Below are 18151 nucleotides of genomic sequence, written 5' to 3' on the forward strand. Positions count from 1 at the left end.
GCTAGGTAACCCTGTTTTTTAAGTTAATCTTATTATTTAGTAAAGCCAATATTATGCTGTTTAAAGTTTATTGTCATTTTAAGCGTAGCTGTTACTTTTTCGCAATCCGTAATTTCTGGTGCAAGCCAGAAATTAATACAGTTGCTATCCTTAACAGCAGCATAACCTTCTAATCCTTTGTATTTTGTAGCAACTTGCGCTCTACATTCATCTGGCATGTCAAAAGTTGCATAGTCGCCAGGTTCTAATTGTAAATTTATTCCTTTCAAATAGGTATTAAGAGTAGTTTCTAAGGTATTTAGTTTACAATAGAACCATCTAGCCTCTGTAGTATTAGCTATTTCCTTGCCATCTTGGCCATATAACTTCTTCTCTTTACCCTCTTTATCAAAAATCTTTATTGCTCCAAATACATCTAACTTTTCATTTAATTGTCCATCACCAGTGATTTGAACATTAACATAATCAAATACTGCAGGAATCGTACCTTTATTATCAATTTTTGCTTCATAAAGAGCTAATGCACCTGGATACATGTTACTAAAGTTTATAGTTAGTTCTTTTTCACTCTTCCCTTCAATTTTTGGCACCACGTAAGTGTTTGTATCTGGTGAACAAACACCATTTACATAATAATATGTCTTTGTACTAGGATAAACCCCACTGTTATCAAATTGCACCTTAAGTTCTCCAGTTGATACTGTGCTATTAATTGTTAACGCGTCAGTCCATGCTGCATAACCAGCTCCTACTAGCATTGTAGTAACCATTGCAGCTGCTATTATAACTCTTGTCTTTTTCATATTTAATGCACCCCTCAAATTTTTTTAATTTTATAATATTTATTTTTTATTGATTATGTTGAACAAAATTAATTTCCAGTTTGAATTTTTCATAAGTGTTTTCCATTTCATCACCAGTAACTGCCTGGCTAGGAAGTTCAAACTTAAGCTCTTCGATTTTAGCATAATCATTTGGTTCTAATTTCCATGTAGCAAGACCAGGTGCTTCACTTGTGCCATTTAATACTGTTTGAAGATCTCTTAAATTAGTGTTTATAGCTAATCTTTTAACAATTTTAATAGTATCTCCAGCTTCTCTGTACTGTTTAATATTACCAACTACTGTTATTTTTGCTTTTTCATCATCCGTCATTTTAACTAGATCCTTGTTATTTAAACCTTTTAAAATAGCAGTTTCTTCAGTAATAACTACTGACTTAATTACTGCAGGAATAGTTCCATTGTTTTCAAACCTTGAACACAATATAGCACTTACTCCTGGATACAAGTTATTAAGTGTTAAATCTAAACTTTTTGTATTAGTATTTCCTTCAATATAAGAAGGATTGAAATCTGTTTTTGCATAGTCACCAATACCTATCTCATTATCTTTATACATTGTACATTCAGTAAATTTAACATTTAATTCTCCAGTTGACACTGTACTATTAACTGTTAACTTATCAGTCCACGCTGCAAAACCAGCTCCCACAAGCATTGTGGTAACTATTACAGCTGCTACTAAAATTCTTCTTTTTTTCATATTACTTTCACCCACTTTAAATCGTTTTTAATTTAAGAGTAAATCTTAGATTTATCCAAAGAAGCAGAGTTTACTAACCCTGCTTTATTAATTTTATAGAATTTATTTTTATTGATTATGTTGAACAAAATCAATTTGTAATTTGAATTTTTCATAGGTGTTTTCCATTTCATTATCTTTAACTGCAGCGCTAGGAAGTTCAAATTTAAGATCTTCTATTTTAACAAAATCATTTGGTTCTAATTTCCATGTAGCAAGACCCGGTATTGTGGATGTTCCATTTAACGCTGTTTGAAGATCTTTTAAATTAGTCTTTATAGGTAATGTTTTAATAGTTTGAGGATTATTTACATTTCCTCTATAATGCGTAATAGCACCTACTACAGTTATCTTTGCTTTTTCATCATCCGTCATTTTAACTAGATCCTTGTTATTTAAACCTTTTAAAGCAACATCTTCATGAGTAACTTTTACTGACTTAATTACTGCTGGAATAGTTCCATCGTTTTCAAATCTTGAAACCAATGTAGCATTTACTCCTGGATACAAGTTATTAAGTGTTAAATCTAAAGTCTTAATATTACCTCGGACATCAAAAGGAGTGAAACTTGTTTTTGCATAGTCACCATTGTCTTTGTCATTATCTTTATAAAATGTCCATTCAGTAAATTTAACATTTAATTCTCCAGTTGATACTGTACTATTAACCGTTAACTTGTCAGTCCATGCTGCAAAACCAGCTCCCACTAACATTGTAGTAACCATTGCAGCTGCTATTATAACTCTTGTCTTTTTCATAATTTTTACCCCTCTCTTTTATGGAATTTACATTTAAATAAAAATCACAGAATCATACCAAAGGATTTCTACTTCTTAATTCCTAATATGTTAATTATATCCAACTAAATCACTATTTTCTCACCTCGAATGTTTACTCTTTAATACTACTTTGTATTTATTTAACACTATACTAAAGTAGTAATTCATATACTACTTTAGTATTACATACACCCTCCTTGCTTTAAATTAAGTATCTCCTCTTAATTTAAAACATAAAAAAACAGGGCATCTCACCCTGTACTAAGCACTTAGAATTCCACCTTTTCTTTTGGCACAACATTTTTGCTTTTAAATATTAATGTAGGCCAACCTATCTTAGGTATTACATAAATAACTTTCCCCTTAACATCCCCAATTGAAACCAAATCTGAATCTGCACCTGAATTATTATCTCCTTTAGTTTTATATTTCAATTGTTTTTCATCTTCTTTTATCTCTATAATTCTATGAAAAATGTAAATATTATCCTTCTTGAACTGAATAACATCTCCCATTTTGACTTCGTTACCATCCATTTTTTTCACTATCACCATATCTCCCGGTTGTATCATTGGCTTCATGCTACCTGTTACTATAACTGATGGTTGTATTGGGAAAACTCCAACTGCAAACCAAACCATAGCTATAGAGAAAACACTTGTTAAAATCCAGCCTAATGGATTTTCTTTTTCTGCATGCCTAATCTTTGGAGACTTTGATTGCCCTAAATATATATATTGAATAATCATTAAACTAAATACTGGACACAATATTCCAATTAAAGCTGTTGTAATCCATCTTATATCTGGTAAAATAGGACAAACCCAAACCACTCCATTTAATATTCCTAAATAAACAATTGAAAGGGTTGGCCCTCCAATAAAAACCAAATATGTTACTAATATATTTTTTAATAATTCCGGAAGAAATATTTCTCCAATATATTGAAAAACTTCCATACCTTCTTTCAAACTAATGATTCTATTTAATGATAAATTTAAAAACGTCATTAATATAGCTATTATGGCCATGGTTAAGAAGGGATGTTTATTTGCTAGGCTATTAACTAAATATGCCCTTACTAATTCCCGAGCAATTAATGCTGAGCCTAATACTATTATATTTTTCACTATTCCTAGTGGTGAGAAATCGTAAGGGCTCTTACCAAAATGTTCTATTAACCCAGCTAAAAAGGTGAATAATATATAAAAAACGGCTAAATAGCCCACCCACCACTTTAAATCATTTTGAAACCTTATTTTCCCCTTTGGTCTAACTCGTGGGAAAATCCAAACTATAAATATTATTCCAAACCATATTAATGGCTTGATTATATAAGCAAAATAAGTACTGCTATTAATCTTAATTAAAGGCAGATTTTCTAACAAATAAACACCTAACATTATGCAAATCAGCAAAAAGCATTTAGATTCTGATGTTCTTATCCCTTTAGTTTTACAACTTTTCATCATCTTTTCCCTCATTTTAACATATTTATATTTTTACATACTTCCAATACCTTCAAAAATTACTGATTCATCTCATTAACAAGCTTTTAACGATATTTCAATTTACATAGCTACTTTAGTATTTACCATAAATACTATTTGTGCACGATGGTTTAAATTCAATTTATACAAAATATTACTAACATGCTTCTTTACGGTATGCTCTGATATATATAAGATTTTTGCTATTTCTTCATTACTTAAGCCTTTTCCAACTTCCTTTAACACATCATTTTCTCTGTCTGTTAATTGATAAATTAAACTATTATTTAATACATCTTTCTGTTTTAAAATTTCAGGGTCATAATATTTCTTTCCTCTACTGATTAACCTAATGGCATATATAATATCCTCAGCAAATGCTTCTTTTAGTATATAACCATCTACATCCATCTTTTCTGCCCTCTTAAAATCTTCATGTGGAATAAATGAAGTTAATACTACACATTTGGTTTTTAGATTCATTTTTTTAACCCTTGCCACAATTTCCAGCCCATCATCTGAACCTAGCCTTAGGTCAATTATTGCCATTTCTATCTCATCCTTTATTATTATGTTCATTGCCTCTTCAACATTTGATGCCTCTTTTATTTCATCAATATTTTTTTCATTAGTTAATATAGATATAATTCCCTTCCTTACCATTGGGTGGTCATCAACAATAACTAACTTCACACAACTTCCTCCTGTTCTTTATTTATTAATATAAAATTGGGTAGCATTACCACGATAGTTGTACCTATCTTATCTTTACTATCAATATTTATTTCCCCATTAAGATATTTAACTAAATTCAGCATATTATTAATTCCTAGCCCAATTTCCTTATTATCCATTTTATTTTTTAAATCAAACCCTATTCCATTATCCATTATCATTAACTCCGTAAATTGATCTTTTATATTCAGAGTTATTTCTACTTCATCACATTTACCATGGTGAAGAGCATTACCCGTTCCTTCACATATAATTCTATATAATGCTTTTTTTAAATCATAGCTCATTAATTCTTGATTTCCTTTTATATTAAAAGATATAAAAGCATTATTTAGCTTTGATATATCATTTATATAATTTGTAATATCCTGTTGAAATGTATTAACCCCACTTTTTCTTGAGCTTAGCCCATATATAGTTTCTCTCAGTTCCTTCATTGCCTTGTTTAGCGAATCATTTATTGTATTTAGTTGCATTTTTAATTTTTCTTCAGTAATAAGATTCAATTCCTCCTTCAAAGTATGAGTTGCACAAGAGATACTAAAGAGTCTTTGAGTAACACTATCATGAATTTCATTTGCAATACGATTTTGCTCTTCAGCTATTAATAGATGGTTATTTATTTCTTCTAACTGTAATTTTTCAAATACCATAGCACTTAATTCAGATAAAAACTTTAATTGGCCTGTATTTTCTTTATAAAACACCCTGTCTTCATTATCATTTATTTCAATTCCTAGTACTCCATATTGTCTATGGGAATATTCAACAATAACTGCAGCAAATTTTGCATCCTTTATATATAGATTAATTACCTTATTAGTATTATTCATATTACCCCACTGCCTCTTTATGTCTTTTACTAAATCATCTTTACAGCTTTGAGTTAACTCCCCATTGACCTCTACTTCTAATTCATCTTTATCTGATTGTATGCAGAAAAATGTTAAATTAGACTTGGTAATTTCCTTGGCATAATAGGTAATTATTTTTGTCAATTCGCCCTTATCACTCTGATTTATAAAAGAGTGCGTTGCTTGATACAATGCCTTAATATGTTCAATTGATTCTTTTGTTCTTTCATTTGAGACTATTAAACCATTATTAAGAATCGTTAAATTTTTGCTCTCCTTGTTTAATTGTTTTGTTAATGTTGACAATAATTGCATTAACACAGTTATTAAAATTAAACTAAGTATAAGATTTGAATTATTAAAAACTATTTCAACAATACTTTCCCCTTCTTTGTTAAATATTTCAAATGATATCACTGTAGAAAATATTAAATAACTTAATATGTTAGCAGTGCAACAATATATATTTAAAAAATATATACATATTAAAACAGTATTTAAAGAGTACCAAATATATGGGCTCTTTAATCCACCCGTAGGTATCAAAAGTATTGTATTTCCTATAATTTCAATAATAATCAACATTTTAATGATATTCTTCATATTTGGGTTGCTTACATAAAGATGGTTTAAAATAATTGATGAAATAGATAAACATACTACCACTATTAATTTATATTTTAATGCAACCTGAAAATCACTAGCTAAATAAAATAAGGAGGTCAAAAACAGGGAAAAATATCTGTATAAATAAATAATTTTCAACTCACCATTTAAATTTTTTATTGCCAATACTTTATCTAAGCCCATATTAATCACAAAACACCGCCCCCACAAATCTAACTATACGTTTGAATAACAAAACCTCTGTTCGCTTTATAATTATTACCATTTTCACTATATACATATATTATTAAATTTTTCGTAAAAAAAACAACCTACACAAATAAATTCCTTGTAGATTGGGTGGGTTGCACCATTGACTCAGCATGCTCTAGGTGCCCAAATATGGAGCATACTTCATTGTCCCCCTATTTATTTTTTTATTACATAATCAATAATATAAGTATACCATTTACATTTTCTGGTGTAAATGGTATTTATTTATATATATATTTAAATAGGCATCAAATCTTTCATTTAAGCTACAATGATAATCAATACACCTAAAATGAGCTTCACCCCTGGCTTTATTTTCTTCATATTTTTACCCTCTTTAATTTTATATGCTGAATAAAAATAATTAGTACAATAACCTTACTTTTGCTCTAATCCATTGTATTTTTTAACTTTTAGCCATATAATCTATATATAGCTTTATATTCATATAAAGCTATTAATTGTTATTAATAGGGGAGGATGTAGTCTTTATGCCAAAATTTATAATTTTTGCAATTATATTAACTATTATGTACATTGTATATGCTAGCCTGATGAAAGCTGCCGGTAAGACCCCCCCCTTAATGCCAAATGTTAAATATGATGAAGAAAAAAGTAATTAAAACTATCCAAATGCATGTTTACTCTGCATTTGGATAGTTTTAATTACTCTACTACGGTGTCAACCGCACATTCCTGCATAGTTCTATTGTAAGTTGGAACTATTTCTTCTACTTTTTTAATTAATAGTCCAACATCATCCCTATCAATAATCTCCCTAAGCTCTCCAATTTTCTCTCTCAAAACCTCTAAATCACTAAAAATCGGTCTCCCCACAAATATTTTCTCGTGTTTAGTATTGGCAAGCCCTTCTTCACTCATCATCAGCTCTTCATAAAGTTTTTCTCCCGGCCTAAGCCCTGTAATTTCAATTTTAATATCTTTATTAGGCTCAAATCCTGAAAGCTTTATTAAATCCCAAGCTAAATCATATATTTTAACAGGTTGTCCCATATCCAGCACGAAGATTTCTCCACCTTTGGCATAAGCACCAGATTGAAGCACTAATTGTGCCGCCTCTGGTATGGTCATAAAAAACCTTGTTATATATTTATTAGTAAGTGTAACTGGTCCACCATGCTCTATTTGTTTTTTAAATAGTGGTATTACAGAGCCATTACTTCCTAAAACATTTCCAAATCTCACTGCCACAAAGTGTGTTTCACTTATTTTGTCAAAGGATTGTATAATCATTTCGCACATTCTTTTGGTAGCACCCATTATATTTGTTGGGTTTACCGCTTTATCCGTGGATATCATAACGAACCTTTCTACTTTAAACTTATGTGCACATTCTGCCATATTAAAAGTTCCAAATACATTGTTTTTTATGGCTTCCATAGGGCTCTCTTCCATTAACGGCACATGCTTATGCGCTGCTGCATGGAAAACTATATTTGGTGAATATTTTTTAAATACACTTTCTAATCGTTTAATATCTCTAACAGACCCTATCAGTACTTTTAAATCTAATTCAGGATATTTATACTGGAGTTCCATTTGCAAATCATAAGCATTATTTTCATATATATCGAAAATAATTAATTGCTTGGGTTCAAATTTTGTAATCTGACGGCACAATTCTGATCCAATAGACCCTCCTCCCCCAGTTACAAGGATAGTCTTATTGTGAATATAGCTTGCGATGCCATCCATATCCAGCTCCACTGCTTTGCGTCCAAGCAGATCTTCAATATCTACTTTTCTTATTTGGCTTAAGGAAACTTTACCATTTATTATTTCATACATACCAGGAATGATTTCTATTTTACAATTTGTTTTTTTACATATTTCTAAAATTTGTTTTTTATCTTTATCATCTATAGTTGGTATAGCTATAAGTATAGTTTCTATAGACTGCTGCTCTGCTATTTTAGGTATGTCACTCCTATTACCAAGAACTTTCACTCCCACTATATTTTTTCCTTTTTTATAAGGTTCATCATCGATTACAGCTACAGGCATATACGTACTTTGACTACTGCTTTTCATTTCTTTTATAACCATAGCGGCCGCCGCCCCAGCTCCAATTATCATTACTCTTTTCCGTTCATTTTTACTTGCATTACAATTTAGAATACTTTCAAATCTACCGTAGATTCTAAATGACATTCTAAAACCTACTATAAAAATGATGGAAAAAGCACAGGCTATTATACTTACTCCATAAGCAAACTCATGGCCGAAAGTTCTAACAAAGGCAATAGTTGCAAGATTAGCTGTAAGACATGCTCCAATAGCTAACATAAATTCATCTATACTTGCATAACTCCAAAGGCTTTCATAAAGCTTAAAGAGATAAAAACAAGCTATGTAAATAACTGTTACAATTAAGGCTATCTCTTTGTATCCTTTTGAATAAAACTTGAAACTTGTAAAATTATATCTAAAATAAAATGCTAATATATATGCTAAGTTTATTAAAACTGCATCACTTAAGATTAATATTGGCTTTTTCCATTTTCCTAATACTTTCATATTATCTACCTCTTCTCTTCTTTTCTAAAGCATACAAAATTTCTGTTTTCTACTTTTACTATGTTACTTGCAATTTATAATAAGGTTTTTACTTTCTATTAAATTATTTATTTAATTCCCTAATTTATACAAAGAAACCCAATATTATTATATAGCTATGTAAAACTTATAGCAATTTTTTGTTTTGTCAATATTCCACGTTATAAGGCATATGCTCTACTATACATCAACTTTATAATTATTTCACAGTTTCAATGTTGTTTTTTTTAAAATAAGAGTCCATGGCATCTTGTATATCAAGGCTTCACAGTTATTCATGCAGCGACATAATAGTATTTTTTTTATTTAACTTACAAAAAAATAAAGAGATAGATTTGCTCCCATAAGAAACTCTATCTCTTTATTTTTAATGCTGCAATTCTCAATTTTCATTCTTTCACAAGGTGAATTAACAACCCCACTTTTTCCTAATTACAATCTTCTTTTTTCTACTTCTTTATATAAGTCACTAAAATTATCATTATATTTTAAAGTCTGCAGATATTCCATAAAGGGAACTCTTAATTCTTCTCTTTTTAATGCAAACTCAACTGTGGCCTCAAGAAATCCTAATTTATCACCTACATCATATCTTCTTCCTTCGAATACATATGCGTACATGTCTTGCTGTGCTATTAAAGTTTTTAGAGCATCCGTTAACTGAATTTCTCCACCTTTACCTGGCTTTGTATTATCTAATATATCAAATATCTCAGGAGTTATTATGTATCTACCAAGTATAGCTACATTTGAGGGCGCCAAGTCTACTTGTGGTTTTTCAACAAGGTTATTGACTTTGTATACTCTATCTCTAATTTGAACTCCATCAACTATTCCATATTTATCTACATTTTCTTTTTTTACTTCTTGAACCCCTAAAATTGTTGCCTGCTTTTCTTCAAAACAATCCATAAGTTGTTTTAAGCAAGGGATTTTTGCGTCAACTATATCATCACCTAGCATAACAGCAAAAGGTTCATTGCCAACAAAGGTTCTTGCACAATTTATAGCATGACCAAGTCCTTTTGGCTCTTTTTGTCTTATAAAATGTATATTCACCATATTTGATATATCTCTAACCTGTTCAAGTAAGCCATCCTTATGTTTATTTTCTAGCTCTAGTTCAAGTTCTACAGATTTATCAAAATGGTCTTCAATAGACTTTTTATTTCTTCCTGTAATAATTAGTATTTCTTCTATACCTGAAGCCACAGCTTCTTCTATAATATATTGCATAGTAGGCTTATCAACTATAGGTAACATTTCCTTAGGTAGTGCCTTGGTTGCAGGTAGAAACCTGGTTCCAAGTCCCGCCGCTGGTATAATAGCTTTTTTAACTCTCATATAAACATCTCCTATTAATATCTAGTGTGATTTCCTTATACACTGATTAATCTTACTTGTTTTATAAGTTATTTTTCGTACCCATTAGGATTATTTTTATGCCATTCCCAAGCTGTTCCTATAATGTTTTCAAGGGAATTATATTTAGGGTTCCAACCCAGCTCACTTGCTGCCTTATCACTAGAAGCTATAAGTACAGCAGGGTCTCCTGCACGCCTTGGCGCAATTTCAGCTTTTATATTGCATCCCGTAACTTTTCTTGCAACTTCTATAACTTCTTTAACAGAAAAACCTTTACCATTACCTAAGTTACAAATTGTACTTTTACCACCATTTTCAAGTCTTTTTAGGGCAAGTAAATGTGCGTTTGCTAAATCTGTTACATGTATATAATCTCTTACGCAGGTACCATCTTCTGTAGAATAGTCCTCCCCAAAAATCATGATTTTTTCTCTTTTTCCTAGTGCTACCTCAAGGATTAATGGTATTAAATGAGACTCTGGTGAGTGATCTTCTCCTATTTTCCCAGATACATGAGCTCCCGCTGCATTAAAATATCTAAGGGCTGTATAAGTAATCCCATAGGCATTATCACACCACTTTAATATTTTTTCTACTGCAAGCTTTGACTCTCCATAGGGATTAGTTGGTATTGTTTTGTCCCCTTCAAGGATAGGTATACTCTCCGGTTCTCCATAAGTTGCAGCTGTTGAGGAAAATACTATATGTTTTACTTTATGATCTCTCATAGCTTTTAATAAATTAACAGTACTACCTATATTGTTTTCAAAATACTTTAGTGGCTCCACTACGCTCTCTCCCACTAGTGAGTCTGCTGCAAAATCTATAACTGCATCTATTTTATTTTCATTAAAAACAAGATCTAATAGGTTACTATCTCTTAAATCTCCCTCATAAAACTTTCCACCCATAAGTGCTCGTTTATGTCCCTTTTGAAGATTATCTAAAATTACAACTTCTTCACCTTTTTCTAAAAGCTCCGCTACCATATGACTTCCTATGTAACCAGCTCCGCCACAAACTAAAATAGCCAATATATTCAACCCCTTTCAATTGGTTTCAAAATTATTTAAGTTACCTTGCAGGTTATAAAAAACCCACAATGTAATTATACTATTTAGCTTACTATTTTACTATGATTTTCACTCCGCAGTAGTAATTAAAGATTACTACTGCGGAATGGTTTTCTGACTTTCTTATTTTAAATATTCACTAATTGCTTGCTGCCAAGTCCTAGTTATATCACCACAAGTGAGTTCCATCATATAATTTCTAAGCACGGAATATTTAGGTCTTTTGGCTGGCCTTGGAAACTCATCTGTTGTGCAAGGCAAAACTTCTGTAGAAATACCTTTAAGTCTAAATATTTCTTTAGTGAATTCATACCAAGTGCATTCCCCTTTGCAGGTGCAATGAAACACTCCATAATTCTTATCTTCTATAAGTTTTATTATAGCTCTAGCTAAATCCACTGTGCTTGTAGGTGTTCCCTTTTGGTCATTAACTACTTTTATTGTTGTATTAGTTTTACTTAAGTTTAGCATAGTCTTTACAAAATTATTCCCTTCTCCGTAAAGCCATGCAGTTCTAACTATATAATGCTTAGGATTGTGGCTTTTAACTAATATCTCTCCCTCAAGCTTTGTTTTCCCATAAATAGTTTGCGGATTTACGGGGTCAAACTCTGTTAGTGATTTATCAGTATTACCATCAAAAACATAATCTGTTGATACTTGAACAATTTCTGCCCCAATTTCATTTGCAGCTACAGCCAAGTTTTTAGGTCCTAGGGCATTTATTTTATATGCCATATCTATTTCTGACTCACATTTGTCAACAGCCGTAAATGCAGCACAGTTAATAATTACATCTGGTTTTTTTTGATTTACAAAACTATATACACTACGTAGGTTTGTTATATCTAAATCTAATTTACCTGCAAGTATTAAGTCAATACCTTTTATCTCTTTATATTGCCTGGCCAGCTCTCGTCCAAGCTGGCCATTAGCTCCTGTAATTAATATCTTCATAATTCATTCTCCTTTATATTCTACTTACAACTAGAAATAATTTAACTCCTTACCTATTCCACCTTTACAGCGGGGCTTTAGGCACTGGCTTTATATCTTTGTAAATAAATTTGTGAATTTGATCTATAGTATCTGACTTATCATAGGTTAAATACCACACTCCATCTATAGTTTTTCCCTTGCAGTAGCCATCCACTGGAAATCTCTCCTGCTCCAAGGGTTTTATATTAGAAGTAATCACTCTTTTACCACTCTTTATTACTTCCATACTATTCATGCTTGTTTCAGTATAAGGTAGCATCTTAGACAGAGCAGATAGAGATTCAGTTACCCCTAAAGACTGAATTTTTGTAATTACAGCTGATAATACAGTTCTTTGCCTTTCAGTTCTCCTAAAATCTCCACCAGAAGTGTAGCGTACTCTTGAATACGCTAAAGCTTGCAGTCCATTTAAAGCCTGTAGTCCCACTCTTGTAATCTTAGTAACTGGTTTATTTTCGATTTTAGATCCTTCAAGTATTTTATCGTTTATTGCACTAATTTCGTCTTGTTTAATATCTATAGTCACTGTGCCAATATCATCTATTATTTTTTCAAAGGCAAAAAAATCCACAGAGACATAATCTCTAATGTCTAAATTAAAATTTTCATTAATAGTTCTTATAGCAAGCTGTGGTCCACCGTAGGCATATGCATGGGTAAGCTTCGTTTCACCATGACCACTTATCTGTACGTAGGTATCCCTCATTATGGAGGACATTTTTATTTTCTTGTGATCTTCATCAATAGAAAGTATTATTATAGAATCCGAACGACTTGGCTGATTTTTATCCTTTCTATCTAGACCGAAGAGTGCAATATTTATTATTTTGTTTTCATTTTCTTTTTTTACAGATGCTTCAGGCTTGATACCTAAATCTGCATCGGTTTTTGATATTTTTAATGTATTTATTCGACTTAGTTGATAAAATGTATAGCTAAATGCAGCTCCACCAACCAGTACAATAATAATAAATACACTTAAAAAAGTCTTCATCCATGGTTTCATTTTCTTCATATTTTCACCTCCTATAATGATTAGTATAATCAATTCCGAAAGTGATATGCAGACTCTAAAATGACCACAATTAATTATATAACTTTGAAAATTTTATGGCAAACTTTTAATTTCATAATGAACATATATTTACCCATTTTGATAACTAATTTAAAAAACCTAAAGGATAGTATATTACTTTCGATAATATAACCTAATGATAATATTGCAGCCCCATAGGTGATGATTTAATCTTCTATGTAAATCTTTTACCGATAATAGCAAACTTATCGAAAGGTAAGGACGCAAAGCCATAGGGCCTTACGTAGGTATGGTAGCCTAGCCACCGAAATAAAAGGAGTGATTTAAATGTTAAAAAACAATTTCAAAAAAAGTATAACCGCAATAATAATTTTAATTTCTTTATCAAATGTTAGTTACTTCTTACCTACTACAAACGCTGCTGATCTAATAGTAAATACTAATGATTTAACAACACAATCTTCTACCCTATCTACCACAACTAATATTCCTACTATTATAAATGCTATAAATTATAATTTAGATATAACAGGAGTATCAGATACCTCAGGCCAATTTCAAAAAATGATAGACTCTTTTTCAAAAGGCTCTGTAATACAATTACCAAAAGGTATATATAAATTTTCTAGCACCGTTAAATTAAAAGACAATATAAAACTAATTGCTTCTAGTGATGTTATAATTATAGGCACTAGCAAAAACACTCTATTTTCTACAGGTAATTTAAACAGTTTTGAGGGCATAGAGTTTCAAAATTGCTCTACAGCTTTAAATGTTTTTCAAAAGACTGGCCTTAATGTAATAAACTGCAGATTTACTAATAATATTGATTATGCAGCAATTAATTTTTATGGAGGAAAAAATTCCTCCGTTACAAATTCATATTTCTACGATATACATAAATATGGAATTTTAATAGATAACGATGCTTCTAATATTACAATCAACAACAATAATTTTGATAACGCTACCGTTTTTGGTGGCTATGAAGTAGAACAGATAAGTGGGCATGTTTACTGTTTAAATGGAACTAAAATTATAGTATCAAACAATATTATAAAAAATAGCGGAGGGCAAGGTGTTATCTTCGGTTATAATTCAACAACTGCCAAAGGTACAACGGATTCTGTAGCATTCAATAATCAATGCGTGGGCAATGGTCAGGAAGGCATTACAATTTATGGAGGCAAAGGCAAGGTTACCAGCGGAAATTCTATTATAAGCAATACATCTATAAATAACAGATTTAATCAAATAGAAGTATGGCAATCTGATAATAACATTGTATATGAAAATACAGTGGAAGAATCCATATTGGGTCGTGGAAATTTGGGAGCAATATGCCTTTTCGCTACAACTGGAACAAATGTTACAGGAAATACCGTGTTGTCTTCGCAAACTAATGGTATAGCAATAATAGCAGGAACTTCAAATTGCACCGTATCAGATAATATTATAGCTAATACTAATAGGAAAAATGATATTAATACTGCCGAAAAAGGTAATGCCATATTACTTGACTGGAATGGTGTAGCTGATCCTCAATATATTACAATCACCAATAATAAAATTAGCTCAAGTAAAGGAATTATAGCTAAAAGTGGTATCTACTCAACTTCTAATAAAAATCATCATAACAAAATAAGTGGTAATATCACGAAAGGCTACAAGTATGGAAACCATTGGTATGCTCTAGCCACTTGTGGAAAATAATAATATATACTAGATAAAATTCTTACTTATACAAAGGTTTTTTTATTTTTGTAATATTAAGACTTCAGAAGGATATTTATATTCCTTCTGAAGTCTTTTGTTGTTGCTCTGTTAACAGATAGAATGAACTTAATCACCTCTATTAATGTTATAATTAGAAGGATACTCATTATAAAATACTAGAATGTAACACACATAAAAGGAGTGATTAAATATCTTAAAAATCAATATTAAAAAAAGTATAATTCCAATTATTATATTAGTTTGTTTATCAACTGGTAGTTTTTTTGTAACTACTACAAATGCTGTGGATGTAGCAGCAATTTCTTCTAGTGCATCTAATCCTACTATAATAGAAGCTAAAAATTATAATCTAAATATAACGGGATTATCAGATACTTCAGTTGCATTTCAGAAAATGGTGGATTCACTACCAGTAGGTAGCGCAATAAAATTACCAAAAGGTATATATAAATTCTCAAACATCGTTGAACTTCCAGATGGAATAAAATTAATTGCAGATGATAATGTTGTAATCCAAGGAATTGGCAAAAACACTTTATTCTCTACAGGTAATGATAACACTTTTAAGGGTATAGAGTTTCAAAATTGCTCTACAGCTTTAAGAGCTTTGTATAAAAAAGAGGTCAATATAATAAACTGCAGATTCACAGATAATATTAATTTTGCAGCAATTGATTTTTATGGGGCAAGCAATTGTACTGTTACTAATTCATATTTTTATAACATACTCAAATATGGAATTAAAACAGATAACAATAGTTTTGATATTACTATAAATAACAATTATTTTGATAACCCCGAGGTTTTTGGTGGATACGCTACGCAGCAGATAAGTGGGCATGTTTACTGTTTAAATGGCAGCAACATCTCCGTTACAAACAATATTTTAAAAAATAGCGGTGGCCAAGGGATAATATTCGGTTACAGTTCAACATCTGGAAAAGGTACCACTAACTCCCTAGCACGCAATAATGTATGCATAGGCAATGGTCAGGAAGGTCTCACAATTTATGGAGGTAGCAAAAAGGTTAGCAGTGGAAATTCTATTATAGGCAATACTTCTAAAAATAACAGATATAATCAAATAGAAGTATGGCAATCTGATAATAACACTGTCAGTGGCAATACAGTAGAAGAATCAATAAAAGGTCGTGGAAATATGGGAGCAATATGCCTTTTTGCTACAACCGGTACAACCGTTACAGGGAACAAAGTATTGTCTGCTCAAAATAATGGTATTGATATAACCGCGGGAAGCTTAAATTGCACCATATCAGATAATTACATAGCTAATACTAATTTGAGAAATGATAGTAATGCTGCAGAAATTGGTAATGGCATATTACTTGACTGGAATGGCATAGCTGATCCTCAATATATTACAATCAATAATAATAAAATTAGCTCAAGTAGTGGGATTATAGCTAAAAGTGCTATTTACTCAACTTCTAATAAAAATCAGCATAACAAAATATATAGCAACCTAATAACGGGCTACAAATCTGGAATTCATGAATATGCTGATTTGACCCGTGACAAATAAGCAAATGGATTAAATACTATACTGTATATTATAGTAAATTTAATATACAGTATAGTAAATTTACTAATACAAATATAAAGGGTGAATGTATGAAATTTTTAAAAAATAAAGTAGTTATTATTATAATAATCCTTTTATCAATTATAATAACAACATTTGTAATTATTAATAAAACAAAAGATCCATCTCTTCATAACATTAATAAAAGTGATGTAAAAAAATATTCATTAGACATAACTGGTGAAACTGATACTTCTGCTTCATTTCAAAAAATGGTAGATTCTTATCCTAGCGGTAGTACATTGAATTTACCAGAAGGTACCTATAATTTTCACGGCAGCGTTAAATTAAAGGATGGAATAAAATTAATTTCAGGCGGTGATGCTGTAATTAAAGGCACAGGCAAAAACACCTTGTTTTCTGTAGGTAATGATAACAGTTTCCAAGGTATAGAATTTCAAAATTGTGCTACAGCTGTAAATGTTACCGAAAAAAAAGGACTTGTGATAACTGATTGCAGATTCACAAATAACATTGATTTTGCAGCCATTAATCTTTCCAAGGCATCAAACACCTCAGTTACAAATTCATATTTTTATGATATACGTAAATATGGGGTTTTAATAGATAATAATTCATCTAATATTAAAATCCATAAGAATAATTTTGATAACCCTAAAGTTTTTGCTGGCTATGCTAAGGAACAAATAAGTGGTCATGTTTACTCATTAAATGGAACTAAAATTTCCGTTACAAACAATATTTTAAAAAACAGCGGTGGTCAAGGTGTAATCTTCGGTTATAATTCCACCACAGGAAAAGGTACAACAGACTCCGTAGCAAGCGATAATCTCTGCCAGGGCAATGGTCAGGAAGGTGCTACAATTTATGGAGGTGATAAGAAAGTCACTAGTAGAAATTCTCTTATAAACAATAATTGTAAAAACAACAGATTTAATCAAATAGAGGTATGGCAGGCCAATGATAATATTGTTAAAAACAATACAGTGGAAGAATCCATAAGCGGTGTTGGTAATTTAGGCGCAATATGTCTTTATGATACAAATGGAACCAGCGTTACGGGAAACAAAGTATTGTCTTCGCAAACTAATGGTATTGATATAACTGCAGGAAGTGCAAATTGCACTATAACAAATAATACTATAACAAATACAAACCTCAAAAATGATACTAAAGCTGCTGAAAAGGGTAATGGAATATTACTTGATTCAAATGGCAAATCTCATCCCCAACATATAACAATAAAAAATAATAAAATTAGCTCTGGTAGTGGAGTTATAGCTAAGAGTGGTATTTATTCAACTTCTAATACAAACCAGCACAACAAAATAGATAGTAATACAATATCAGGTTACAAAAATGCACTTCATGAATATGCTAAAATGACAACTGAAAAATAAACGAAGAGTGACTCCAAATAAGAGATTGAAACATGAAATTCCATTTAGAAATTCTAATCTTTTGCAAATATAAAATTC

At 30.8% G+C, this 18151-nt stretch carries 15 protein-coding genes and 2 riboswitches; of the genes, 4 read left to right on the forward strand and 11 right to left on the reverse strand.

Going from position 1 to position 18151, the window contains the following annotated elements; genetic code table 11:
• Positions 1–32: 32 nt before the first annotated feature.
• The 6 genes from ACREV6_RS08550 to ACREV6_RS08575 form a co-directional block, all read right to left on the reverse strand.
• Positions 33–803: a hypothetical protein gene (locus tag ACREV6_RS08550; protein ID WP_431577586.1), complete on the reverse strand. Its 771-nt coding sequence runs from the start codon at positions 801–803 to the stop codon at positions 33–35.
• Between the two features lie 46 nt (positions 804–849).
• Positions 850–1545 carry a hypothetical protein gene (locus tag ACREV6_RS08555; RefSeq protein ID WP_431577587.1) on the reverse strand — a complete coding sequence of 232 codons (696 nt, stop codon included), beginning with the start codon at positions 1543–1545 and terminating at the stop codon, positions 850–852.
• Positions 1546–1653: 108 nt separating this feature from the next.
• The gene (locus tag ACREV6_RS08560) at positions 1654–2343 is read right to left on the reverse strand and encodes a hypothetical protein (protein WP_431577588.1); all 690 of its coding nucleotides are present in this window, start codon (positions 2341–2343) and stop codon (positions 1654–1656) included.
• A 290-nt stretch (positions 2344–2633) separates the two neighbouring features.
• Complete coding sequence (locus ACREV6_RS08565; RefSeq protein ID WP_431577589.1) at positions 2634–3836, reverse strand: signal peptidase I; 1203 nt, start codon at positions 3834–3836, stop codon at positions 2634–2636.
• Between the two features lie 99 nt (positions 3837–3935).
• Entirely contained in the window at positions 3936–4547 is a 612-nt protein-coding gene (locus ACREV6_RS08570) for a response regulator (RefSeq protein WP_431577590.1), read from the reverse strand.
• Positions 4544–6253 carry a sensor histidine kinase gene (locus ACREV6_RS08575; RefSeq protein WP_431577636.1) on the reverse strand — a complete coding sequence of 570 codons (1710 nt, stop codon included), beginning with the start codon at positions 6251–6253 and terminating at the stop codon, positions 4544–4546. The genes ACREV6_RS08570 and ACREV6_RS08575 overlap by 4 nt, the downstream gene beginning before the upstream one ends.
• Before the next feature lie 146 nt (positions 6254–6399).
• Positions 6400–6483, reverse strand: a riboswitch (cyclic di-GMP riboswitch).
• 330 nt (positions 6484–6813) lie between these two features.
• Here ACREV6_RS08575 and ACREV6_RS08580 point away from each other — a divergent pair.
• Positions 6814–6945 carry a hypothetical protein gene (locus ACREV6_RS08580; RefSeq protein ID WP_431577591.1) on the forward strand — a complete coding sequence of 44 codons (132 nt, stop codon included), beginning with the start codon at positions 6814–6816 and terminating at the stop codon, positions 6943–6945.
• A gap of 43 nt (positions 6946–6988) precedes the next feature.
• Here ACREV6_RS08580 and ACREV6_RS08585 read toward each other — a convergent pair whose 3' ends face one another.
• The 5 genes from ACREV6_RS08585 to ACREV6_RS08605 form a co-directional block, all read right to left on the reverse strand.
• Complete coding sequence (locus ACREV6_RS08585) at positions 6989–8860, reverse strand: polysaccharide biosynthesis protein (RefSeq protein ID WP_431577592.1); 1872 nt, start codon at positions 8858–8860, stop codon at positions 6989–6991.
• Positions 8861–9331: 471 nt separating this feature from the next.
• Positions 9332–10243, reverse strand: coding sequence for a UTP--glucose-1-phosphate uridylyltransferase GalU (gene galU / locus ACREV6_RS08590; protein WP_431577593.1), 912 nt, complete (start codon positions 10241–10243; stop codon positions 9332–9334).
• 68 nt (positions 10244–10311) lie between these two features.
• On the reverse strand, positions 10312–11298 hold the full coding sequence (galE, locus tag ACREV6_RS08595; protein ID WP_431577594.1) for a UDP-glucose 4-epimerase GalE: 987 nt from the start codon (positions 11296–11298) through the stop codon (positions 10312–10314).
• Positions 11299–11460: 162 nt separating this feature from the next.
• Positions 11461–12294, reverse strand: coding sequence for a dTDP-4-dehydrorhamnose reductase (gene rfbD, locus ACREV6_RS08600; protein ID WP_431577595.1), 834 nt, complete (start codon positions 12292–12294; stop codon positions 11461–11463).
• 64 nt (positions 12295–12358) lie between these two features.
• A complete protein-coding gene (locus ACREV6_RS08605; RefSeq protein ID WP_431577596.1) occupies positions 12359–13351 on the reverse strand; it encodes an LCP family protein in 993 nt (330 codons plus the stop codon).
• Positions 13352–13600: 249 nt separating this feature from the next.
• Positions 13601–13681, forward strand: a riboswitch (cyclic di-GMP riboswitch).
• An 18-nt stretch (positions 13682–13699) separates the two neighbouring features.
• Here ACREV6_RS08605 and ACREV6_RS08610 point away from each other — a divergent pair.
• The 3 genes from ACREV6_RS08610 (at position 13700) to ACREV6_RS08620 (ending at position 18073) form a co-directional block, all read left to right on the forward strand.
• Complete coding sequence (locus tag ACREV6_RS08610) at positions 13700–15085, forward strand: right-handed parallel beta-helix repeat-containing protein (RefSeq protein WP_431577597.1); 1386 nt, start codon at positions 13700–13702, stop codon at positions 15083–15085.
• A gap of 307 nt (positions 15086–15392) precedes the next feature.
• Positions 15393–16652, forward strand: coding sequence for a right-handed parallel beta-helix repeat-containing protein (locus ACREV6_RS08615; protein WP_431577598.1), 1260 nt, complete (start codon positions 15393–15395; stop codon positions 16650–16652).
• 89 nt (positions 16653–16741) lie between these two features.
• Complete coding sequence (locus tag ACREV6_RS08620) at positions 16742–18073, forward strand: right-handed parallel beta-helix repeat-containing protein (RefSeq protein WP_431577599.1); 1332 nt, start codon at positions 16742–16744, stop codon at positions 18071–18073.
• Positions 18074–18151 lie beyond the last annotated feature (78 nt).

The organism is Clostridium sp. (genome assembly GCF_050717515.1).
Taxonomy (GTDB): Bacteria; Bacillota; Clostridia; order Clostridiales; family Clostridiaceae; genus Clostridium_AD.